This window comes from Hyphobacterium sp. CCMP332 (assembly GCA_014323545.1).
Taxonomy (GTDB): Bacteria; Bacteroidota; Bacteroidia; order Cytophagales; family CCMP332; genus CCMP332.
The window spans coordinates 3031382-3049406 of record CP058647.1 but is presented as its reverse complement, the minus strand read 5'-3'; the positions used below and the strand labels follow the sequence as shown (position 1 = coordinate 3049406).

Sequence of the window (18025 nt, the reverse complement as noted above, 5' to 3'; positions counted from 1 at the left end):
CAATTTTGAAGATATAAAAATGTAATTTATATCAATGAAATTTATAAGCCGTTCAGTTTTTAAAAGGGCATTAAACGGTTTCAAACGTTTAAATATGCGCATACTTTTTATTATGAGGGTTTTGCTATAGTAAACACAAAGTCAATAACTTTAGCCAATCTTTAAGCACAATATATGAATACCAGCTTTTGTTTATACTAGTAAAAAATTAAAGTAGTAAATTAATGATTGGTTTAGAATCGGAGAGATTAATCTTTAGGCAATGGTTACAATCAGACTATGCTGTCTTTGCTAAATTCTTTTTGGACGAAAAGAATGCTCAATTTGTTGGAGGTATAAAGAGCCCGGAAGAGTCCTGGAGGTTGATGGCAACTTATATTGGACATTACATACTCAAAGGATTCTCGTATATGGCGGTGGCGGAAAAAGCTACTGGAAATTTAATTGGCACCATTGGACTTTGGAAATCTTTGCCCTGGCCTGAGCCAGAAATGGGTTATTGGCTTCTGCCTGAATTTCAAGGAAAAGGTTATGGAGTCGAAGCTGGAACAATTGTAAAGAACTTTGCGATTAATGAGCTCAACTTAACTTCTTTGGTAAGTTATATTGATCCTGAAAATGAAGTATCAAAGAAACTAGCTCTTAGACTTGGGGCGAGATATGACAAAACGATTGATTTGTTGAGTTTTGGTGCTCATGAAGTTTATAGATACAAATAATAAAAGTGCCTAACAACTGCTATATCCTATTGCATCCCTGAGCTTGGGTAAATTTCCCTAAATTAGAGATTATAAATTATTCCCGGGTTGGTCTGGGCAACGGGGCTCAGGGCCATAGCCAGGACCGATTGCGACAAGCTGATAATGGAGAACTAAGAAAATGACAAAAATTGACCCAATAATTGCAGTAAAAGACATAAATATTAGTGCGGAATGGTATCAATCAGTATTCAATTGTAAAAGAACACATGGAGGTAATGACTTTGCTGTGCTTGAAGATGAAAATGAAGAAATCTTAGTTTGCCTTCATAAGTGGGGAGAGCATGGCCATCCGACAATGATGAATCCAAACGTAATACCAGGGAATGGATTAATTCTTTATTATAAAACAGACAATTTAGAGGCAATCCGTCAGAATATTGAGAATATGAATTATCCTATTGAAGAAGAAATTCACTTAAGCTCAAATTCAAAGAAAATGGAATTTTCACTTCGTGACAAGGACGGTTATTATTGGACAATTACCGAATTTCATAAATATGAAGGATAAAGAACAAAAGCCAGTCGCCAACATAGGCTAAGAAAACATGCGGACTAAGACAGTAAAATGAAAATTATAACATCCAATAGTACTGAGTAAACGGCTATAAAAATGTGTTCTAAAACCCGTACATTTCTTAGCCAGGGCCGTTAAAGAGCATTTGAATTGACAGAAATGAAAAACCTGCTATTAATATTTATCGCTTTTCTTCTTTTAACCGCTTGTGCAAACAGGCAAGGTAATAATTTAGAAATTGACAAAGATTGGGAAGACAGCATTTTGGTTGTTAATGACCACCACGTTCATATAATGAGCCCCAATCTTATTGCATTGTGGAAGAAAATGGGGATTCCGTTTTCAAAAAATGATAATTATTATTCAAATGTTGACACAATAATTGCCACAAATGGGGCAAACTACATTTCATTGATTTCAATGGCATATGTTTATGCTTCTACGGAGTTTGGTGGCGGTACAGATAACATTACCGAAAATATACGATTGGAGAATGATTTTTTAGCTAAAGCAAAATCCAGGTTCCCTGAAAGCATAAAGGCCTTCTATGGAGTTGACCCTTTGCACGAAAGTGCTATAGAGGAAATTGAAAGATGCCACAAGAAACTAAAATTGGACGGAATTAAACTTCATTTCAATGCATCTCAAGTCTATCTGACAGAACCTGAACATCTTGCAAAAATTAAAGAAGTATTTGTATATGCATCTTTCAACCAAATTCCTATTCTCTTGCATTTTGATAATAGTCATCCAAAATTCGGAAAAACAGATGTAGAAATTCTTGCAAATTCGGTTTTAAGCCAACTAAACTATGTCAACCTGCAAATTGCTCATTTTGGAACTTCTGGTGGTTTCAATAAAAAGACAAAAATCATATTGGATAGCTTTATTGACCTGTTTGAAAAAAACCACCCAATTAGCAAACATAGAATAGTATTCGATATTTCTGGAGTAGGACTTGATAAGGAGGCAGATGGCGTATCTAAACTAACAGAAAATCAATTTCGGGAGTTAAGTGATTATTGCAGGAAACTTGGTTTTGAAAAAATTGTATTTGGAACAGATTATCCGTTGTACAAGAGTGTGGAATATTTTGACCTCTTGAAAAGGAAATTAAACCTGACTGAACAAGAGATAACTGAACTTTTGAAGATAAAATGAAAACGCCGTATAATATTGTATCTAAGCAATAGAGGGTGAAGTAATAATGGCAAAATATCAGCATTTTATAAACTTTTGTGATGGCGGTCAGGGATTTACCTTGAAATCCGCTATTGCACTTGTTCTTGATCCTTAAGATTACTCAATGCTACAATCCGTATCCACCGAATTCTGTCCCAAAAATTCATCCGACTGGAGGAATTGGTTATTCGAAAATCACAAAAATAAGAAAGGCGTTTGGCTGATCATTTATAAAATAGGCTCCTCAAAACAAAATATTACATGGTCGGAGGCTGTGGATGAAGCGTTGTGCTTTGGATGGATCGATAGTATCAAAAAACCAATAGATGAGGAGAAGTACAAACACTATTACGGCCCCCGCAAAGCAAAAAGCATTTGGTCTAAAGTCAATAAAGATAAAGTCAAAAAACTGATCGCTTCAAAATTAATGACTGAAGCCGGTTTAAAATCAATCGAAATAGCAAAGAATAATGGTACTTGGTCTTTTCTCGATTCTGTCGAAGCGCTTGAAGTTCCCATCGATTTGGAGAATGAATTTGCTAAACACAAGGGTTCAAAAGAATATTATAATTCATTGAGCCAATCAATACAAAAAGGAATGCTGGCTTGGGTTAAAATGGCAAAAAGAACAGAAACAAGAGAAAAACGAATTCTGGAAATCGCAGAGAATGCGGCCAAACACAAAAAACCAAAACACTTTGTCTAAATTAGCCAAAGCTGAAATTGCTGTAAAATTACTAAGGGAATACAAGCTTTGAGGAAAATTGAATACATTGAAAATTGGTTTCAAAATTTAAAAACCATGAAGAATACGCTATTCCTGCTTACTTTCTCCCTGCTAGTAATGCTGAGTTGTCAAAAAAAGGCAAGTCAACAAATGGTCGAATCGCCTACCAAGAACAATCGCATTGAATTCTATCTCACAGAAAAAGGCGAACCCTTTTATATTGTATCACACAATGGGGAAATAATTATTGACAGCTCATTTATGAGTTTTGATTTCAAAGATCAGACATCACTTAAAGGCGGTTTTGAAATCTTGAAAACAAGTTTTTCTACCTTGAACGAAACCTGGGAAATGCCTTGGGGCGAGCAAAGGAAGGTTATCAATCATTACAATGAAATAGTGATAGAATTGCAGGAAAGTCAAAGCCCCGGGCGAAAACTAAATCTTTTTCTCCGAGCCTATGATGATGGTATTGCACTGCGTTATGAATTCCCAATGCAAAATGACACAGATTCATTATTCATCATGGAAGAACATACAGAATTCAATTTTACTGAGGACCTCATCGCCTGGTGGATCCCCGCTGATTGGGACAGCTATGAGCATCTTTATTCCAAAACCAAAATTTCGAAGATCAATGCTTTTAAGTACAGGGATGCTGCAGGACTGGGATTTACCTCAATCAAGGACAACGCAGTCAACACACCTGTTACTTTCAGAGCAAAAAATGGCTTGCATTTGAGCATTCACGAAGCCGCTTTGCTCGATTATGCAGGCATGACACTGAAGGTAGATACTGTCAATTTAAAAATGACAAGTCAATTGGTAGGTTCTGATCGATTGGCTTATAAAGTCAAAAGAGCCTTGCCTTTTAAAACACCCTGGCGAAGCATACAGATCTCCGACGAAGCTAAAGATTTGATTAATTCAAAACTCATTGTCAATTTAAATGACGCCAATAAATTGGGGGATATAAGCTGGTTTAAACCAAAAAAATACATGGGCATATGGTGGGAAATGCACATTGCTGTTGGTTCCTTTGATTACGGTATGACTATGGATAAAAACACTGGCAAATGGGTGGATTCGGGCAATGCGCATGGCAGGCATTCAGCTACCACGGAAAACGCCAAACGTTATATCGATTTTGCCTCGGAAAACAATATTACAGGCCTTTTAATTGAAGGTTGGAATACCGGATGGGAAAGATGGATCGGGTTTGAAGATCGCGAAGGTGTATTTGATTTTGTAACACCTTATCCCGATTACGACATCAGGGAAGTTGTACACTACGGCAAGGAAAAAGGGGTAGAAATTATCATGCATCACGAAACATCAGCTGCAATCAAAACCTACGAACAGCAAATGGACAGCGCTTATAAATTAATGAAGTCCCTGGGGATGCATGTTGTAAAATCGGGCTATGTCGGAAAAATTATACCCAAAGGTGAATACCATCACGGACAGTGGATGGTTAATCATTACCAAAAACCATTAGAGAAAGCCGCCAAATACCAGGTGGCAGTAAATCCTCATGAACCCATCAAAGCAACAGGATTGAGAAGAACCTATCCCAATGCCATATCACGAGAGGGTTTGAGAGGCCAGGAATTCAATGCATGGTCGGGCGATGGCGGAAATCCTCCTGAGCATTTGCCTATAGTGGCTTTTACAAGAATGCTTTCGGGCCCTATCGATTTTACACCCGGAGTATTTGATATGTCATTGCCCACAAAGGAAAATAATCAGATCAATACCACTTTAGCGCATCAATTGGCCATTTATGTGGTCATTTACAGTCCCATTCAAATGGCTTGCGATCTGCCCGAAAATTATTCCAATAGACCTGCATTTCAATTTATCAAAGATGTGGGTGTTGATTGGGAGCAAACAGAAGTATTGGATGGTGATGTCGGCGAATTTGTGGTTATTGCAAGAGAAGAAAAAGGAACAGGTAATTGGTTTGTGGGAGGAATTACCAACGAAAAAGAAAGAAATTATCGTCTGGATTTTGGCTTTTTGGAAAATGATAAAAATTATAAGGGTATCATTTATCGTGATTCCGAACAAAGCCATTACAGAAACAAACCCGAGGATATTGCAATTGATTCTTTTGATGTAAACAATCAAGACGCAAAAGAAATAACCATGAAAGAAGGGGGCGGATTTGCCATAAGTCTTATAATGGAAAAATTATAAAGCTGCTTTCATGGAATACTACAGTTTAGCCCGGGTCATTCATGTGATTGCCATCATCCTTTGGATTGGTGGAGTATCCATGGTGACTACTGTTTTAATCCCTGCGATTAAAAAGTTAAAATCTTCTGAGGAACAAATCAAAACGTTTAAAATGATTGAGGGAAAATTTGCTTTTCAGGCCAAAATCACCACTTTGTTGACTGCAATTTCAGGATTTTATATGCTATACGAACTCAATGCCTGGCACAGATATCTGGAATTAAAATATTGGTGGATTCATGCCATGACTTTGATTTGGTTATTATTTACACTGATTCTTTTTGTTTTTGAACCCCTTTTTCTACACAAAGCCTTTAAAAAATATGCATCAAAAAATCCTGAAAAGACTTTTAAAATAATGCATCGATTGCATTGGCTTTTATTAATATTAAGTCTGATCACAGCAGCAGGAGCAATAGCGGGAAGTCATTCCTGGTTTTGGATTGAATAAAATTAACAATTATGGAAAATGCTAAAGTTTATAATTTGAAAGACAGTATCGATTATTCGCGCGATGCAACAGTCAGTAAAATCGTTAGCAAAAATAAAAATGGATCTTGTACCCTATTCGCATTTGACAAAAGTCAGAATTTAAGCGAACATACAGCGCCTTTTGACGCAATTGCCCAAATTCTCGAAGGGAAATGTGAAATTAAAATCGACGGCGTGGTCAATGTTTTAAGCGCTGGTCAGATTATCATAATGCCCGCCAATGTTCCACATGCACTGGAAGCCACCGAAGCTTTTAAAATGATGTTGATCATGATTAAAGTTTGAATTCAATAGAATATTTTATTTCGAGTATGTAAATTTTTTTCCAGAAAAGACCAAGTGAAATCATTATAAGCTTTCTTTTATTAATCATTCTATTTGTTTTAATAATCTGTCGGGGGAATTTCCCGTTAAGGCCATTTGCAATAGCCCGGATTAGCCCTTTCCCGAAAACCATTCAGGGGCAAGTTGAAGAGGCTGTAGGCATGAGTATGGATAGATTATAAGTCTATCTGTATTACAAAAAGGGGAGGCACTATCATTTATACTGTAGGATAAATTAACAAGGAAAATAAAAATCCCGTCAAAGTCGATGAGCTATTTAAGGTACTCATTTTAAATAAATTATATAATGCGTCCATCTGTGTTAAATTATTTACAGAATAATATCTGCTTTTGAACAAATCTCTTGCTAATATCTGCCTGAAATAAAGGATTGGATTGGAGCTCTCATACAATTACCCAGAGAATGTTGATAAAACATCTCAATGAAAAAATGTGGACACTTTCGGAAATTGATTATAACTGCATTATCAAAAATCTTTGAGAAAATACATGCAAACGAAGGCTTCACATTTTCGAATATATGAGTATTAAAAATCCAGATTAATTCATTGGTAACCTTTATTACATTGCATTTTTCATTTTTCTGCGATATTTAGGATGTGAAAATCTCTGGGCTGACCGTGGCAATTCTCCTTATTTTTATTGGTGCTCAACATTCTGAAGCACAAAAAAAAGTGATGCATCAGGATTTGCTTTGGGCAAGGCATTACCTAAAAATTCAGATTGACAAGAGGTATATTTTCCGGCATGAAATAGAAGAACGAGTCTTTTTTAAAAATTTGAGACAACATCAATTCATGACCCGTGCCTTTATTGACCGCTCAATTGGCAAAGGATGGAATTCTGCCTTGGGCTTCGCCTACTTTTTGCAAGCTTCACCTGAGGATCCTGGTATTGAAAAATACATCACCCAGACAGAGCTTCGTCCGATTTTCGAGTTTGGAAACCGGCAAATTCTCTCCAGTAAAATAATAATTGATCATCGGTATTGGACAGAGTTTCGTTTTTTTGAAAAAGATGATCGTTCTTATTCTTTTCGAAACTTACGATTCAGATATAGGCTCGAGATGAGATATCAGCTAAGTGACTTATTCATTATCCGTGTTTTGGACGAACTTCATTTTAATGCAGGTGGAAAGTCAACTATTTCAATTTTTGATCAAAATAGAATTGGATTTGCCATCCAGTTTTACCCAATGACCAATTTTGGCTTTGAACTGGCTTATATAAATTGGTATCAGCAGCAATCAATACCCGAAAATTTCTATAACCGCAATATTATACGCTTTACAGTTTTTTTGCATTTAAATGCAAAATCTAGAACAGATGATTAAAAAGTTTAAATCAAAACAAGAAAATAAATTTAATCACCTTAAAACTGTAAAAGCCAATATTTTATTACATGAAATAATTATATGAATGAAAATTGTTTACATTAAAACCAAATTATACGCACAGCTCCAATATTTATTTTAATAGTATTTAATCTAAGATTTTAATTTTTTTAATTAATGAAACATCACTTACCGGTTCCGGAAAATGAACAAGACAGAATAAAAAAACTTAATTATTACAATATTCTCGATACCATTCCAGAAGATGTCTTTGATGATCTCACTAAGCTTGCAGCAAACATTCTGGATGTGCCAATTGTATTAGTAAGTCTTATTGACAATAATCGCCAATGGTTTAAATCAAAGTTTGGAATTGATGCGAATGAAACCAGCAGAGATATATCTTTTTGTCAATATGCAATAATGGATAAAAAAGTTTTTGAGGTGAATGATGCCATGGAAGATGATCGATTTAACGAAAACCCTTTGGTTTTGGGTAATCCAAATATTCGTTTTTACGCAGGAGCACCTTTAACAGATGACGAAGGATATAATTTAGGCACACTTTGCGCAATAGATCGAAAGCCTCGAAAATTATCTAAACAAGATAAAGAATCCTTAGAAGCAATCAGCAGAACGGTAATAAGGTTAATTCAATTTCGAAAAGAACAGCAGCGTGTTGAAAAGCTCTCTAAAGTAAAAGATGAGTTTCTTGCCAATATGAGTCATGAAATCAGAACGCCAATGAATGCCATAATTGGTTTTAATGACCTTTTAAGAAAAACTGATCTTAATCCGGAACAAAGAAAAAATGTTGAAATAATTTCTACAGCATCCAGAAACCTTCTTCACATCCTGAACAACATTCTCGACCTCTCGAAAATAGAAAGCGGGCGGCTGGAATTGGATATTCGATCACTTAATCTTGAAAAAGTGATAAAACAAATAACAGAACTTCATCATAATAAAGTAAAAGAAAAAGGATTAAAGCTTTTGTTAAGTTATGATTTTGATATTCCAAAGTATGTGAAATCCGATGAAACAAGGCTTTATCAAATATTCGGAAATTTAATTTCAAATGCTATCAAATTTACCGATAGTGGATCAATTCACTTAAGTGCGGAAAGTAAATCAATTACAGATGAGCGTGTCATAATTCGGTTCGAAGTAAAGGATACAGGAATAGGAATTTCTCAAAAAAATATAAGCAAAATCTTTAATCGATTTAGTCAAGAGGAAGCCAGCACAAGTAAAAAATATGGCGGTACCGGACTGGGGCTAAATATAGTAAAAGAGCTTACAGAATTATTAGGCGGCACAATAATGGTTTCTAGCGTAAAGGGTGAAGGCGCAACATTTTCAATAGAAATGCCTTTTGAAATCTCGGATTCTCAAGAAATAGGAATGCAGGAAAAATTCCAAAATTCTTCTGAGGAGATAGATAAACTTTTGGGACTAAATGTACTTCTTGTAGATGACAACGAACATAATCAACTTCTTGCCGGGAATTATCTTGATAAAAATTCAGCAAGCTACGATGTGGCCAGTAATGGGAAAGAAGCCATCGAATTGCTTGAAAATAGGAACTATGACATAATAATCATGGATTTACAAATGCCTGTAATGGACGGTTTGGAAGCGACAGAACACATAAGGAAAAAATTGAAAATGAAATTGCCTATAATTGCCTGCTCCGCATATTCGGTGGTTAAAGAAAAAGAGAAGTGTCTTGAAATTGGAATGAATGATTATATCGTAAAACCATACAGAGAGGAAGATCTTGTGAATTGTATTTTAACATTTACAAAAAGCCAGGAGCCATCTCACAAAAAAGATAAAAATGGTCAGTACAATAATTCCAAAAATACAAACAATCACCTCAAAACTTTTAACAAAATAGAAGAGAATGATGGAAAAGAATTTTTATTGAGTATGCTCAATATTGCAAAAAAAAGATTCCCAAAAGATATTGAAGAACTTGACTTAGCATTTGCAAAGGAAGATTACAATACAATATCTAAGAAAGCTCACATGATTCATGGATCTTTAGTTAGTCTTGATTTGTTAAATGAAAGTAAAGCAGCATCACAATTGGAGGAGGCTGCTAAAAAGAAAAATAAAAAAAGTACGAATAAGTATTTCATAATGGTTAAAGAGTACCTACAGGAGTATTTAAATAGTATCAAACAATTCGAATCTTAAATGAAAAAGCCACGCGTTCTTATCGTAGATGATGATGATTTATTTATTCAAAAATTATCTGTCATTTTAGAACCTTTGTCAAATGAAATTTATAAAAGCAGGAGTGCAGAAAATGCACTGTATTACATAAGTACTTTCAAACCTGACTATCTCTTTATAGATAATATTCTTCCTAAACTAAAAGGAAATGATGTTATTAAACAGTTCAAAGAGTTTCATCCCGGGATGAAGATAATACTCTTTTCCGGACGATTTGATATGAATGAGGTGTCCAGCGCTATACAAAATCAAACAGATTTTATACTAGAAAAAGGGTCTATCGACAATAATACGGTGACTCAAATCTTAAATGATAATAAGTTCTCTGAAGGGAAGAATTCTTTTTTAGATAGAATTTTAGTTAAACTAAATCAGTTAAAAGATCAGTCTAAATATAATATTGCTATTCTTGAAGACGATGAGTTGTTTCAATTAAAACTCAAAAAGACAATTCAAAACCATCAAATAAATGAAAATGATATTGTTTCCTATTCAAGTAAAAAATCTTTTTTAAAAGGGATTGACAAGAATATCCCTGATATCGTATTTATGGACTACTTTTTGCCTGATGGAAATAGTATGAATCTGTTAGAAAAAATTAAAGAAAAACGTGCAAACACTAAAATTATATTTATAAGTTCTCAGGAGGATGCGCATATTGCCATGTCACTCAAAAATAAAAAATGTGATGGCTATATTATCAAAAATGAAAATTGGGAATCTAAATTAATCGACTACATACATCAACTGACTGTATAACATAAAATTTCACTTTGAAATAAAAAATTAGAGCATCCTTAAATCGCCCAAATCTTTAACCTCTCCTGCCCTGATGCTTATTTCCTCAATGCTAAGATCAATACCTGAATCATTAGGTATAATTAAGTCATAAATACCAGGATCGAGAGCCCTGAGTAAAAATTCTCCATTGACATTCGAATGTGTATTTAATGTATCAATTCCCCTTATGGCATAGATCCTGTATAAATTAGATTCAGGCAAAATTCTACCTTTTATTGCTCCACTTTTAGATTCCAATTTTCCTCTAATCACAGGTTTGAGTTGAAAATCTCCATTTCCAAGTCTTACAATGGATTTGTCAACGTCAAAATCTAGTATGAGTTTGTAGGATTTGTCACCTTCTAAAGACTCCTGTATGTTAATTTTTAATCCACTTCGATTAGCTGAAGGTACAGGAAGATATATTGCGGAATCCTCGATATACAATCGATTTCCCGATCCAAGTAAAAGTCTAATTTGACTTAAATTACCTGAGGGCAATTCAGTTTCACCTAAAATCCACTCATTCCCATTGGTTAATTTGAGCAGATCATAACTTCCCGGTTTAACACCATCCATACTTTCCCAATCTGATCCCGATCCACTTAAATTGATTAACACATCTTCCACATCAATTATAACCGAATCAAAATCTCCTGGCGCATCTACCATTGAGATTTTAATTGACGCAGTACCTGGCACATCGCTTTCTTCTTTGCATCCATTAAAAAAGAATGCAAAAAGAGAAATAATGATTATAATTGGATTTGAAATCAGCCTAACTTTCATTTTCGTAAAATTTGATTTGAGATCAATGAATTTTACTGATTTTCAGCGATATATGTTTTAAAAAATTGTAAAATGGCGGAATTCCACGAACATATACTAGCGGAAAACCCTTAGAAAATGATTAAAAATTATTGAGAATTACAATGATCAATCAATAATTGATTTCTGAAAGAATTCCCAAAGCATAGTCGCGTTTGAGCTTTGCTTTTTGATTTTTGGATAGCAATTCTATCAGTTTAATTTGAGCATTAATATAGCCCAACTCCCTTGAGTTCACTAAAAAGAGCGAGCTTTCCCCGCCGTTAAATTTTGTTCTTTCCCCCGTCAAAAGTCCCCGATAATCTTGTACTGTTTGACGATATAAATTTACCTGACTATTGGTAGTAAATAACTCGTTTCTCGCCGCCTGAAATTTAAAACCCAATTCCGCCTGTTTAAGGCTATAATCAAATTGCGCTTCTTGTACTTTGACTTTGGTTTGAAGCAAGGCTCCTCTTTCTTTTCTTAATAAAACGGGCATTTCAAATTGCAAACCCCATTTGTAATTATTTGGTGTAAATTCAGAAAAGATGTTATTTGTCAAAGGTTCGGCTAAAAAATTGTATTTCAAATTTAAATCGGGTTTGAGCTGTTCTATTTTCCATCTTCGCTCAATGTCCAATTGTTCAATTTTAAAATCGTATTGTAACAGATCAGGATGATTGAGAAGCAAGCTATCGATTTCCAATTCTGAAAAACCAGAACGGGCATCTGTTTCTACGCGATCTTTTTCCTGTGGAACGACTATGGAATCTAATTCCAAAGGGATTTCACCGTCTCTCCACAAATAAATGGAAAGTAGCGCAGACGTATTTTTAAAGTCAAGTCTGGATTGCTGAAGTGCAAGACGTCTGTTTTGCACCTGTATCCCTGACTCCAAAGTATCGATGCTGGGTTTATCTCCAAATAATGCAGACTGTTTTACAGCTTCAAATCTTTGAATGGCAACATTTAAGGCATTTTCATAAACCAGAAGCACATGGTAAGCCATAAACCATTCCCAATAGGCCTTTCCAGCATCGAACAAGAGTTCATTGTAAATTGACTTTCTCATCGCTTCGGTGCTTTCTCTGAAAATTTTGGCTTTTCTCAATTCTGCCCTGCGTTTATCAATGAATAAACCCTCTCCAATGGGAATGCCGACTCCTGCATATACAAGACCCGCTCCTGGTGTATTATTCTCAGGATTTAAAAAAACTCCCCTGGTTTGTTCATAACCACCATTAAACTCAAGACCAAACCATGTTGGTACCTTCAAACCGGCATCCAGAAGATCATAATAGTTTTTATCTTCAAAGTCCTTCTGTGAAGATTCCAGATTTATCTTTGGATCGAATCCTCCCCTTGCTTCTCGAAGCACGGCCTTACCCCTGTCCAGTTGTAATTCCGCTTGTTGACCAATAGGATGATGCTCTTTTACAATCTTCATATACGCATCAAAATCCATGACCAAAGTGGTATCATTTTGAGCGAATGTATTTATAATGCTCAGTCCAAAAAGAACGGATAAGATATATATGAAGCGTATCTTCATCTTGTCTATTTGGAGTTTTTGGACTTATTATTGACTTCTGTATTCCAGTCGTTCTTATAGTAATCCGGAGGAAAACCATTGATTTGTCGCCACAATTCATACCAAATTGGCACATCTTTTAGCAATAGCATATTGAATGTGCCTGCGCCTACCCGTAAAGCATCCGGCCAGGGATGATCGTTTGGATCGGGAGCAACCATTAATCTGTATTTGCCATTGTCACTTATAAAATTATCTATAGCGAAAACTCTACCTCCGTAGGTTCCATAGCTGGTATTTGGCCAACCGGAAAATACAATTGCAGGCCAACCGTCAAATTGTATTCGCACTTCCTGTTTCTTTTCGATCAGAGGTAAATCCAATGGATTTACATACATTTCCACTGCGAGGTCGTATTGCGAAGGCATAATACTGACAATTGAAGCACCTTCCTTAATTGTTTCTCCCAATCCGGATTGAATCGCCTTTGTCACATATCCATCCTGTGGAGCAGTGATATAATACATGCCTGTTCTTACCGAATAATTCATGAATTGGTTTTCGAGTTTAGTCACTGCAGCCTCAGCATCGTATTTACCCGATAAAGCCGTAAACTTTTCTGATTTGGCTTTAGCAATATCATCGCGGTATTGTGCATCAATCGATGTGAGCTCAACTTTGGCATTTATTACTTCATTTTGACTTGTCAGTAATTTATTTTCTGCAGAGATCATTTTGGCCTGCGCTTCCTGCAATTTATTCTTCCGGTTTTCAAGATCAGTAAGTGATTGTAAACCATCTTTATAGAGTTTTTCATAACGTTGAAACTGCTCACTGGCGATCTCAAAATTGATAATAGCGGCCTGAAAATCAATGGAATCACTAGTTACTTTCAAATGGGCCTGTTTTAGTTTGTTTTCCGCTTGCTGAAGCTTCAATTTTCGGGTTTGTACCAGCGCTTCAATTTGATTTTCCAATGCATTCACTTTTTCAATATAAGATTGCACCGACATTTCTTTTGCAACAACCTGTGCCCTGGTTCTCGAAAGTAATTGTGGATCAAAATAATCATCCTTGATTTCAGAAATAAATAAAATGGTGTCTCCTCTGTATACAAAGTCCCCTTCTTTTACAAACCACTTTTCAATTCTACCTGCAATTATGGAATGAATAGTTTGAGGCCTTTGATCCGGTCGTATGGTTGTCACACTTCCTCTTGCTCTTATATTCTGTGTCCATGGGATGAACATCACGATTATTGATACTATCGAGATATACATCAATATTTTGAGTAATACCCTACCTGAATGTAACCTTTCAACATATCTAAGAGAGATAAAATCTTCTTTCTTGATAAATTGGCTCACACTATTTCTGGAAATATTAAGCATCCCTGTTCTTTTTGAGTTTTGCCAATGATTCCATTTCCTTATAGGTTCCTCTGTGAATTATTTCCCCGTCTTTTACCTCAAATATTTTATCCGATCTCTTTGCAACATATGGATCCGCAGAAACTGTCACCATGGTCCATTCATTCTCTTTATCTGTCAGAAAATCTATAATTTTTCTTCTGTCAATTTCGTCCAGATGTTCAAATGCATCTTCAATTAAAAGGAGTTTAGGTTTATCCGCAATGGCCCTTGCTATTAGAATTTTTTCCACAATACTTTTAGGCAGTCTTTTACCCTCTGGCGCGATCATGGTGTCGTATCCGTAAGGCAATTTTCTGACAAATTCTTCCAATCCCAGATTTTTAACGGCCCATTTCACATTGTCAAAAGTGGCTACTTCTCTGCCCATAGCGATGTTTTGAATTATTGTTCCTTCAAAAAGTTGCTCCTGCGACATGTAATCGCCTATTACTGACCTGAGCGACTCCAGGTTTACATTGCCTATGGGAAAACCGTTATAGGAAATCCCCCCATCCTGGACATCATAAAGTCCTGCCAAAACCTGAACCAGAGTGCTTTTTCCCGATCCGTTTTCTCCGGTAATCATGACCTTATCGCTACACGCCAAATGCAATGAGATATCCCTTAATGCCGCTTTTTTCTGTCCGGGGTAATAAAAAGATACATTATCCAGATCGACAGTAAGACCATTTTTATCGCATTGTTCTATCAAGTCTATTCCTTCCGATTGTTCGAGTTCCATGTCCGTCACCTGCCCCATCTTTTCGAGAGCAGTTAATACATCATATATGGTTTCAAAACTCATGATGAGTTTTTCAACAGAATTCATAATAAGTAGGATAATGATTTCCGCAGCTACGAATTGTCCAATATTCATGAGCTGTTCCATCACTAGAATTCCACCAAGTGCCAACAATCCGAGTGCAACGATCGATTTGAAAACCACCATCAAAGAATACTGTTGAACTAATACAGAGAAATGCCCTTCCCTTGATTTAAGGTAATCGCCTGTCAATTTATCAGTTACCTGAAGTGGTAAATCGGTTTTGCCAGCAAGCTTAAAGGTGACACTGGTTCTTGCCATTTCCTCTAACCAGTGTGCTGTTTGGTATTTGTATTTTGATTCTTCCAAACTTGTTTCCAGGCCTCTTTTGGCTGTTAACCAAAATATCGCATAAACCAGCAAGACTAAAATTAAACTGAAAATGATAAAGAATGGATGATAAAATGACAGTAATATCAATCCAAAAATCACCTGTAAAGATGCTCCTGAAAAATCAATGAGAATTTTTGGCAATCCTTTTTGTACCGACATGGTATCAAAAAAGCGATTCATTAATTCGGGCGCGTAATAGCGATACAAGGCTTCCAACCTTACCCTGGGTATTCGGTATGCAAATTCAAAAGAAGCTCTGGTGAATATTTTTTGTTGCAAGTTCTCCGTAATTCGCATCTGGTATATCTGTAATACCCCTGCAACAGCGACGCCGCCAACAACAAATACCAGCAACACAATCCATGAGGTACTCACCTGCCCCCCCTGGATCAAATTGATAATGGCCTGAATTCCAAGAGGCAAGGAAAGATTTATCAATCCAATAAAAATTGAATAGATATAAACATTTCTGATTTCCGGGCTGTCTGGTTTCAGAAGCCTCCAAAATCTTTCTAATGGCGTTAAAGATGTATTTGAGTAATCACTCATTTATGACAATATGAATTGTAAAATCTTATCTAAATCTTTCTGATAAATAGATTAAGTCGAAATTAACCAAATTGTTCAATCCTTATAAATTACCCTCGATATATAAATCTATTTGACCACATTAATTATTTACAAAAAGAATTATATCAATTGTTAATTTATTTGCAAATATAATAGTTTTACTATCATTTATCAAAGTATTATTATTTAAATACTTTGAATAATATAAAGATAAATGGGCATTCCCAGAGTGATATTAAATGGAAAGGTAATAGCTAAAGCCATTGGAATGTACAAACTTTGATTGGCTTCGGGCGCTGCCAATCGCATGGCTGCAGGTACAGCAATATACGATGCACTGGCTGCCAAAATCGAAAACAACAATTGGTTGCCTTCAGATTGAGTAAAAAATGAGGAAAGATAGGCAGTTAGGATTCCGTTAAAGAAAGGAACCACAATGGCAAAAATTAAGGCAAACCAACCGTTTTCGAGAAAAGAAGAAAGCCGTTTTCCACTAATGATGCCCATATCCAATAAAAATACTGCCAAAAAGCCCTTGAATATATCGGTGGTAAAAGGCCTGATTCCCTCTGCCTGCTGATCACTGGCCAGAAATCCGATGACCAAACTTCCCATAACCATAAGTACGCTTCCATTTGTAAATGAATGACGTATAACCTCAGGAATATTAATTTCAGAATTGTCCTTTTTGTTAAAATACGACATAAGCAAAACACCAATTATTATTGAAGGGGCTTCCATAAGGGCCATAACTGCCACCATATGTCCACCAAATTCAATTTTTTGAATTTCGAGAAATGAAACTGCCGTAACAAAGGTTACAGCACTTACTGAACCATAAGCTGCTGCAATTGCCCCGGCATTAAATACACCAAATTTCTTTTTCAGGATAAAAAATGAGTAAATCGGAATCACCAGAGCTAAAATTATTCCGAACACCAGAGACCATAGAATTTCAAGATCCATGTTACTATGAGCGAGTTCCTGTCCTCCCTTAAAACCAATTGAAAACAAAAGATAAAGCGAGATAAACTTGGATGAGGTTGGTGGAATCTCAAGATCACTTTTGAGCTGTACAGCTAATATTCCAAGAAAAAAGAATAATAAAGCCGGATTTGTTAGATTTTCAAGTAAAAGATCAAAGGTCATTTTTCTGTATTTTATAATTCATAAAAAAACCTGACATTTTAATTGACAGGTAAAGTGCTTTTTGTCTATTGAATAAATCTCTAAACAATGTTTTATTTTTCATTTTTAATGGTCTTCAAAACCATGTTATTATAAAAATTAGGAATGGTCGCTTCTCCGTCGGCAACATCGGTTAGTCGCGGAAGGTGTTCAGCAAAAAAACGTTGATGATGCGCTCCTTCAATCACAGTTGAAATAAGCATGTGTGGGTATTTGTATTTGGGATTAATTTCCAGAATTATATCCCCAACCCGGCCTACCAATTGCTTATAAGCTAAAAATGCTCCTTCCTGGTTGACCTTATCAACTTCTTTAATTAAATATGATTTGGACGATTCCTGTATAACTATGTTGAATAACTTCTGAGTATCAATATGATTGAATTTTTTTTCAGAGTTGTATTCTTCGGTTAATAAGGTTATAGCTCTTTGAAGCCGTTCTTCAGGGGAATTGATGTTGGCCATTGAAAAAACCAATCTGTATTCCATCCAGGCCCAATACCAATTGATTAGGTAAAGAAGCAATTTGTGCTTGCTTTCAAAGTAACGGTAGATTGACGCTTCAGTTGAATTAATTTCATTTCCCAACTTTCTGAAAGTAAAGGCTTCAAAACCCATTTTCTCAATTAGGTCAATACTCCCGGAAATTATGTTTTTTCCCAAATTACTGGAGTCGGGATTTTTTAGGTAGATGTTCTCATTTACCTGAATGTTGACTTTAGATAAAAATTCCATCATATTATAT

General features: G+C 35.6%; 16 protein-coding genes. 10 read left to right on the top strand and 6 right to left on the bottom strand.

Annotated features, from left to right (window positions below; genetic code table 11):
* Window positions 1-224: 224 nt before the first annotated feature.
* The 10 genes from HZR84_13450 to HZR84_13405 all read left to right on the top strand — a co-directional run bounded on the left by HZR84_13450 (window position 225) and on the right by HZR84_13405 (window position 10593).
* Entirely contained in the window at window positions 225-719 is a 495-nt protein-coding gene (locus tag HZR84_13450; GenBank protein QNL22903.1) for a GNAT family N-acetyltransferase, read from the top strand.
* 160 nt (window positions 720-879) lie between these two features.
* Window positions 880-1269 carry a glyoxalase gene (locus tag HZR84_13445; GenBank protein QNL22902.1) on the top strand — a complete coding sequence of 130 codons (390 nt, stop codon included), beginning with the start codon at window positions 880-882 and terminating at the stop codon, window positions 1267-1269.
* A 165-nt stretch (window positions 1270-1434) separates the two neighbouring features.
* Window positions 1435-2436 (top strand): amidohydrolase family protein, encoded by a 1002-nt coding sequence (locus tag HZR84_13440; GenBank protein QNL22901.1) that lies wholly within the window; start codon window positions 1435-1437, stop codon window positions 2434-2436.
* 145 nt (window positions 2437-2581) lie between these two features.
* Window positions 2582-3163 carry a YdeI/OmpD-associated family protein gene (locus HZR84_13435; protein ID QNL22900.1) on the top strand — a complete coding sequence of 194 codons (582 nt, stop codon included), beginning with the start codon at window positions 2582-2584 and terminating at the stop codon, window positions 3161-3163.
* Window positions 3164-3259: 96 nt separating this feature from the next.
* Window positions 3260-5383, top strand: coding sequence for a glycoside hydrolase family 97 protein (locus tag HZR84_13430; GenBank protein QNL22899.1), 2124 nt, complete (start codon window positions 3260-3262; stop codon window positions 5381-5383).
* A 10-nt stretch (window positions 5384-5393) separates the two neighbouring features.
* A complete protein-coding gene (locus tag HZR84_13425) occupies window positions 5394-5873 on the top strand; it encodes a hypothetical protein (protein QNL22898.1) in 480 nt (159 codons plus the stop codon).
* Between the two features lie 11 nt (window positions 5874-5884).
* The gene (locus HZR84_13420; GenBank protein ID QNL22897.1) at window positions 5885-6199 is read left to right on the top strand and encodes a cupin domain-containing protein; all 315 of its coding nucleotides are present in this window, start codon (window positions 5885-5887) and stop codon (window positions 6197-6199) included.
* Between the two features lie 659 nt (window positions 6200-6858).
* Complete coding sequence (locus tag HZR84_13415; GenBank protein ID QNL22896.1) at window positions 6859-7593, top strand: DUF2490 domain-containing protein; 735 nt, start codon at window positions 6859-6861, stop codon at window positions 7591-7593.
* A gap of 177 nt (window positions 7594-7770) precedes the next feature.
* Complete coding sequence (locus HZR84_13410) at window positions 7771-9795, top strand: response regulator (protein ID QNL22895.1); 2025 nt, start codon at window positions 7771-7773, stop codon at window positions 9793-9795.
* The gene (locus HZR84_13405; protein QNL22894.1) at window positions 9796-10593 is read left to right on the top strand and encodes a response regulator; all 798 of its coding nucleotides are present in this window, start codon (window positions 9796-9798) and stop codon (window positions 10591-10593) included.
* A gap of 27 nt (window positions 10594-10620) precedes the next feature.
* On the opposite strand, the gene HZR84_13400 is transcribed toward HZR84_13405, so the two are convergent.
* The 6 genes from HZR84_13400 to HZR84_13375 all read right to left on the bottom strand — a co-directional run bounded on the left by HZR84_13400 (window position 10621) and on the right by HZR84_13375 (window position 18018).
* Window positions 10621-11403, bottom strand: a complete 783-nt coding sequence (locus tag HZR84_13400) for a DUF4382 domain-containing protein (protein ID QNL22893.1) — start codon at window positions 11401-11403, stop codon at window positions 10621-10623.
* Window positions 11404-11554: 151 nt separating this feature from the next.
* Window positions 11555-12976, bottom strand: coding sequence for a TolC family protein (locus HZR84_13395; GenBank protein QNL22892.1), 1422 nt, complete (start codon window positions 12974-12976; stop codon window positions 11555-11557).
* 5 nt (window positions 12977-12981) lie between these two features.
* Window positions 12982-14346 carry an HlyD family efflux transporter periplasmic adaptor subunit gene (locus HZR84_13390; GenBank protein QNL22891.1) on the bottom strand — a complete coding sequence of 455 codons (1365 nt, stop codon included), beginning with the start codon at window positions 14344-14346 and terminating at the stop codon, window positions 12982-12984.
* Window positions 14339-16072: an ATP-binding cassette domain-containing protein gene (locus tag HZR84_13385; GenBank protein QNL22890.1), complete on the bottom strand. Its 1734-nt coding sequence runs from the start codon at window positions 16070-16072 to the stop codon at window positions 14339-14341. The genes HZR84_13390 and HZR84_13385 overlap by 8 nt, the downstream gene beginning before the upstream one ends.
* A 207-nt stretch (window positions 16073-16279) precedes the next feature.
* On the bottom strand, window positions 16280-17242 hold the full coding sequence (locus tag HZR84_13380) for a sodium-dependent bicarbonate transport family permease (GenBank protein ID QNL22889.1): 963 nt from the start codon (window positions 17240-17242) through the stop codon (window positions 16280-16282).
* A 92-nt stretch (window positions 17243-17334) separates the two neighbouring features.
* Entirely contained in the window at window positions 17335-18018 is a 684-nt protein-coding gene (locus HZR84_13375) for a helix-turn-helix transcriptional regulator (protein ID QNL22888.1), read from the bottom strand.
* Window positions 18019-18025: the final 7 nt, after the last annotated feature.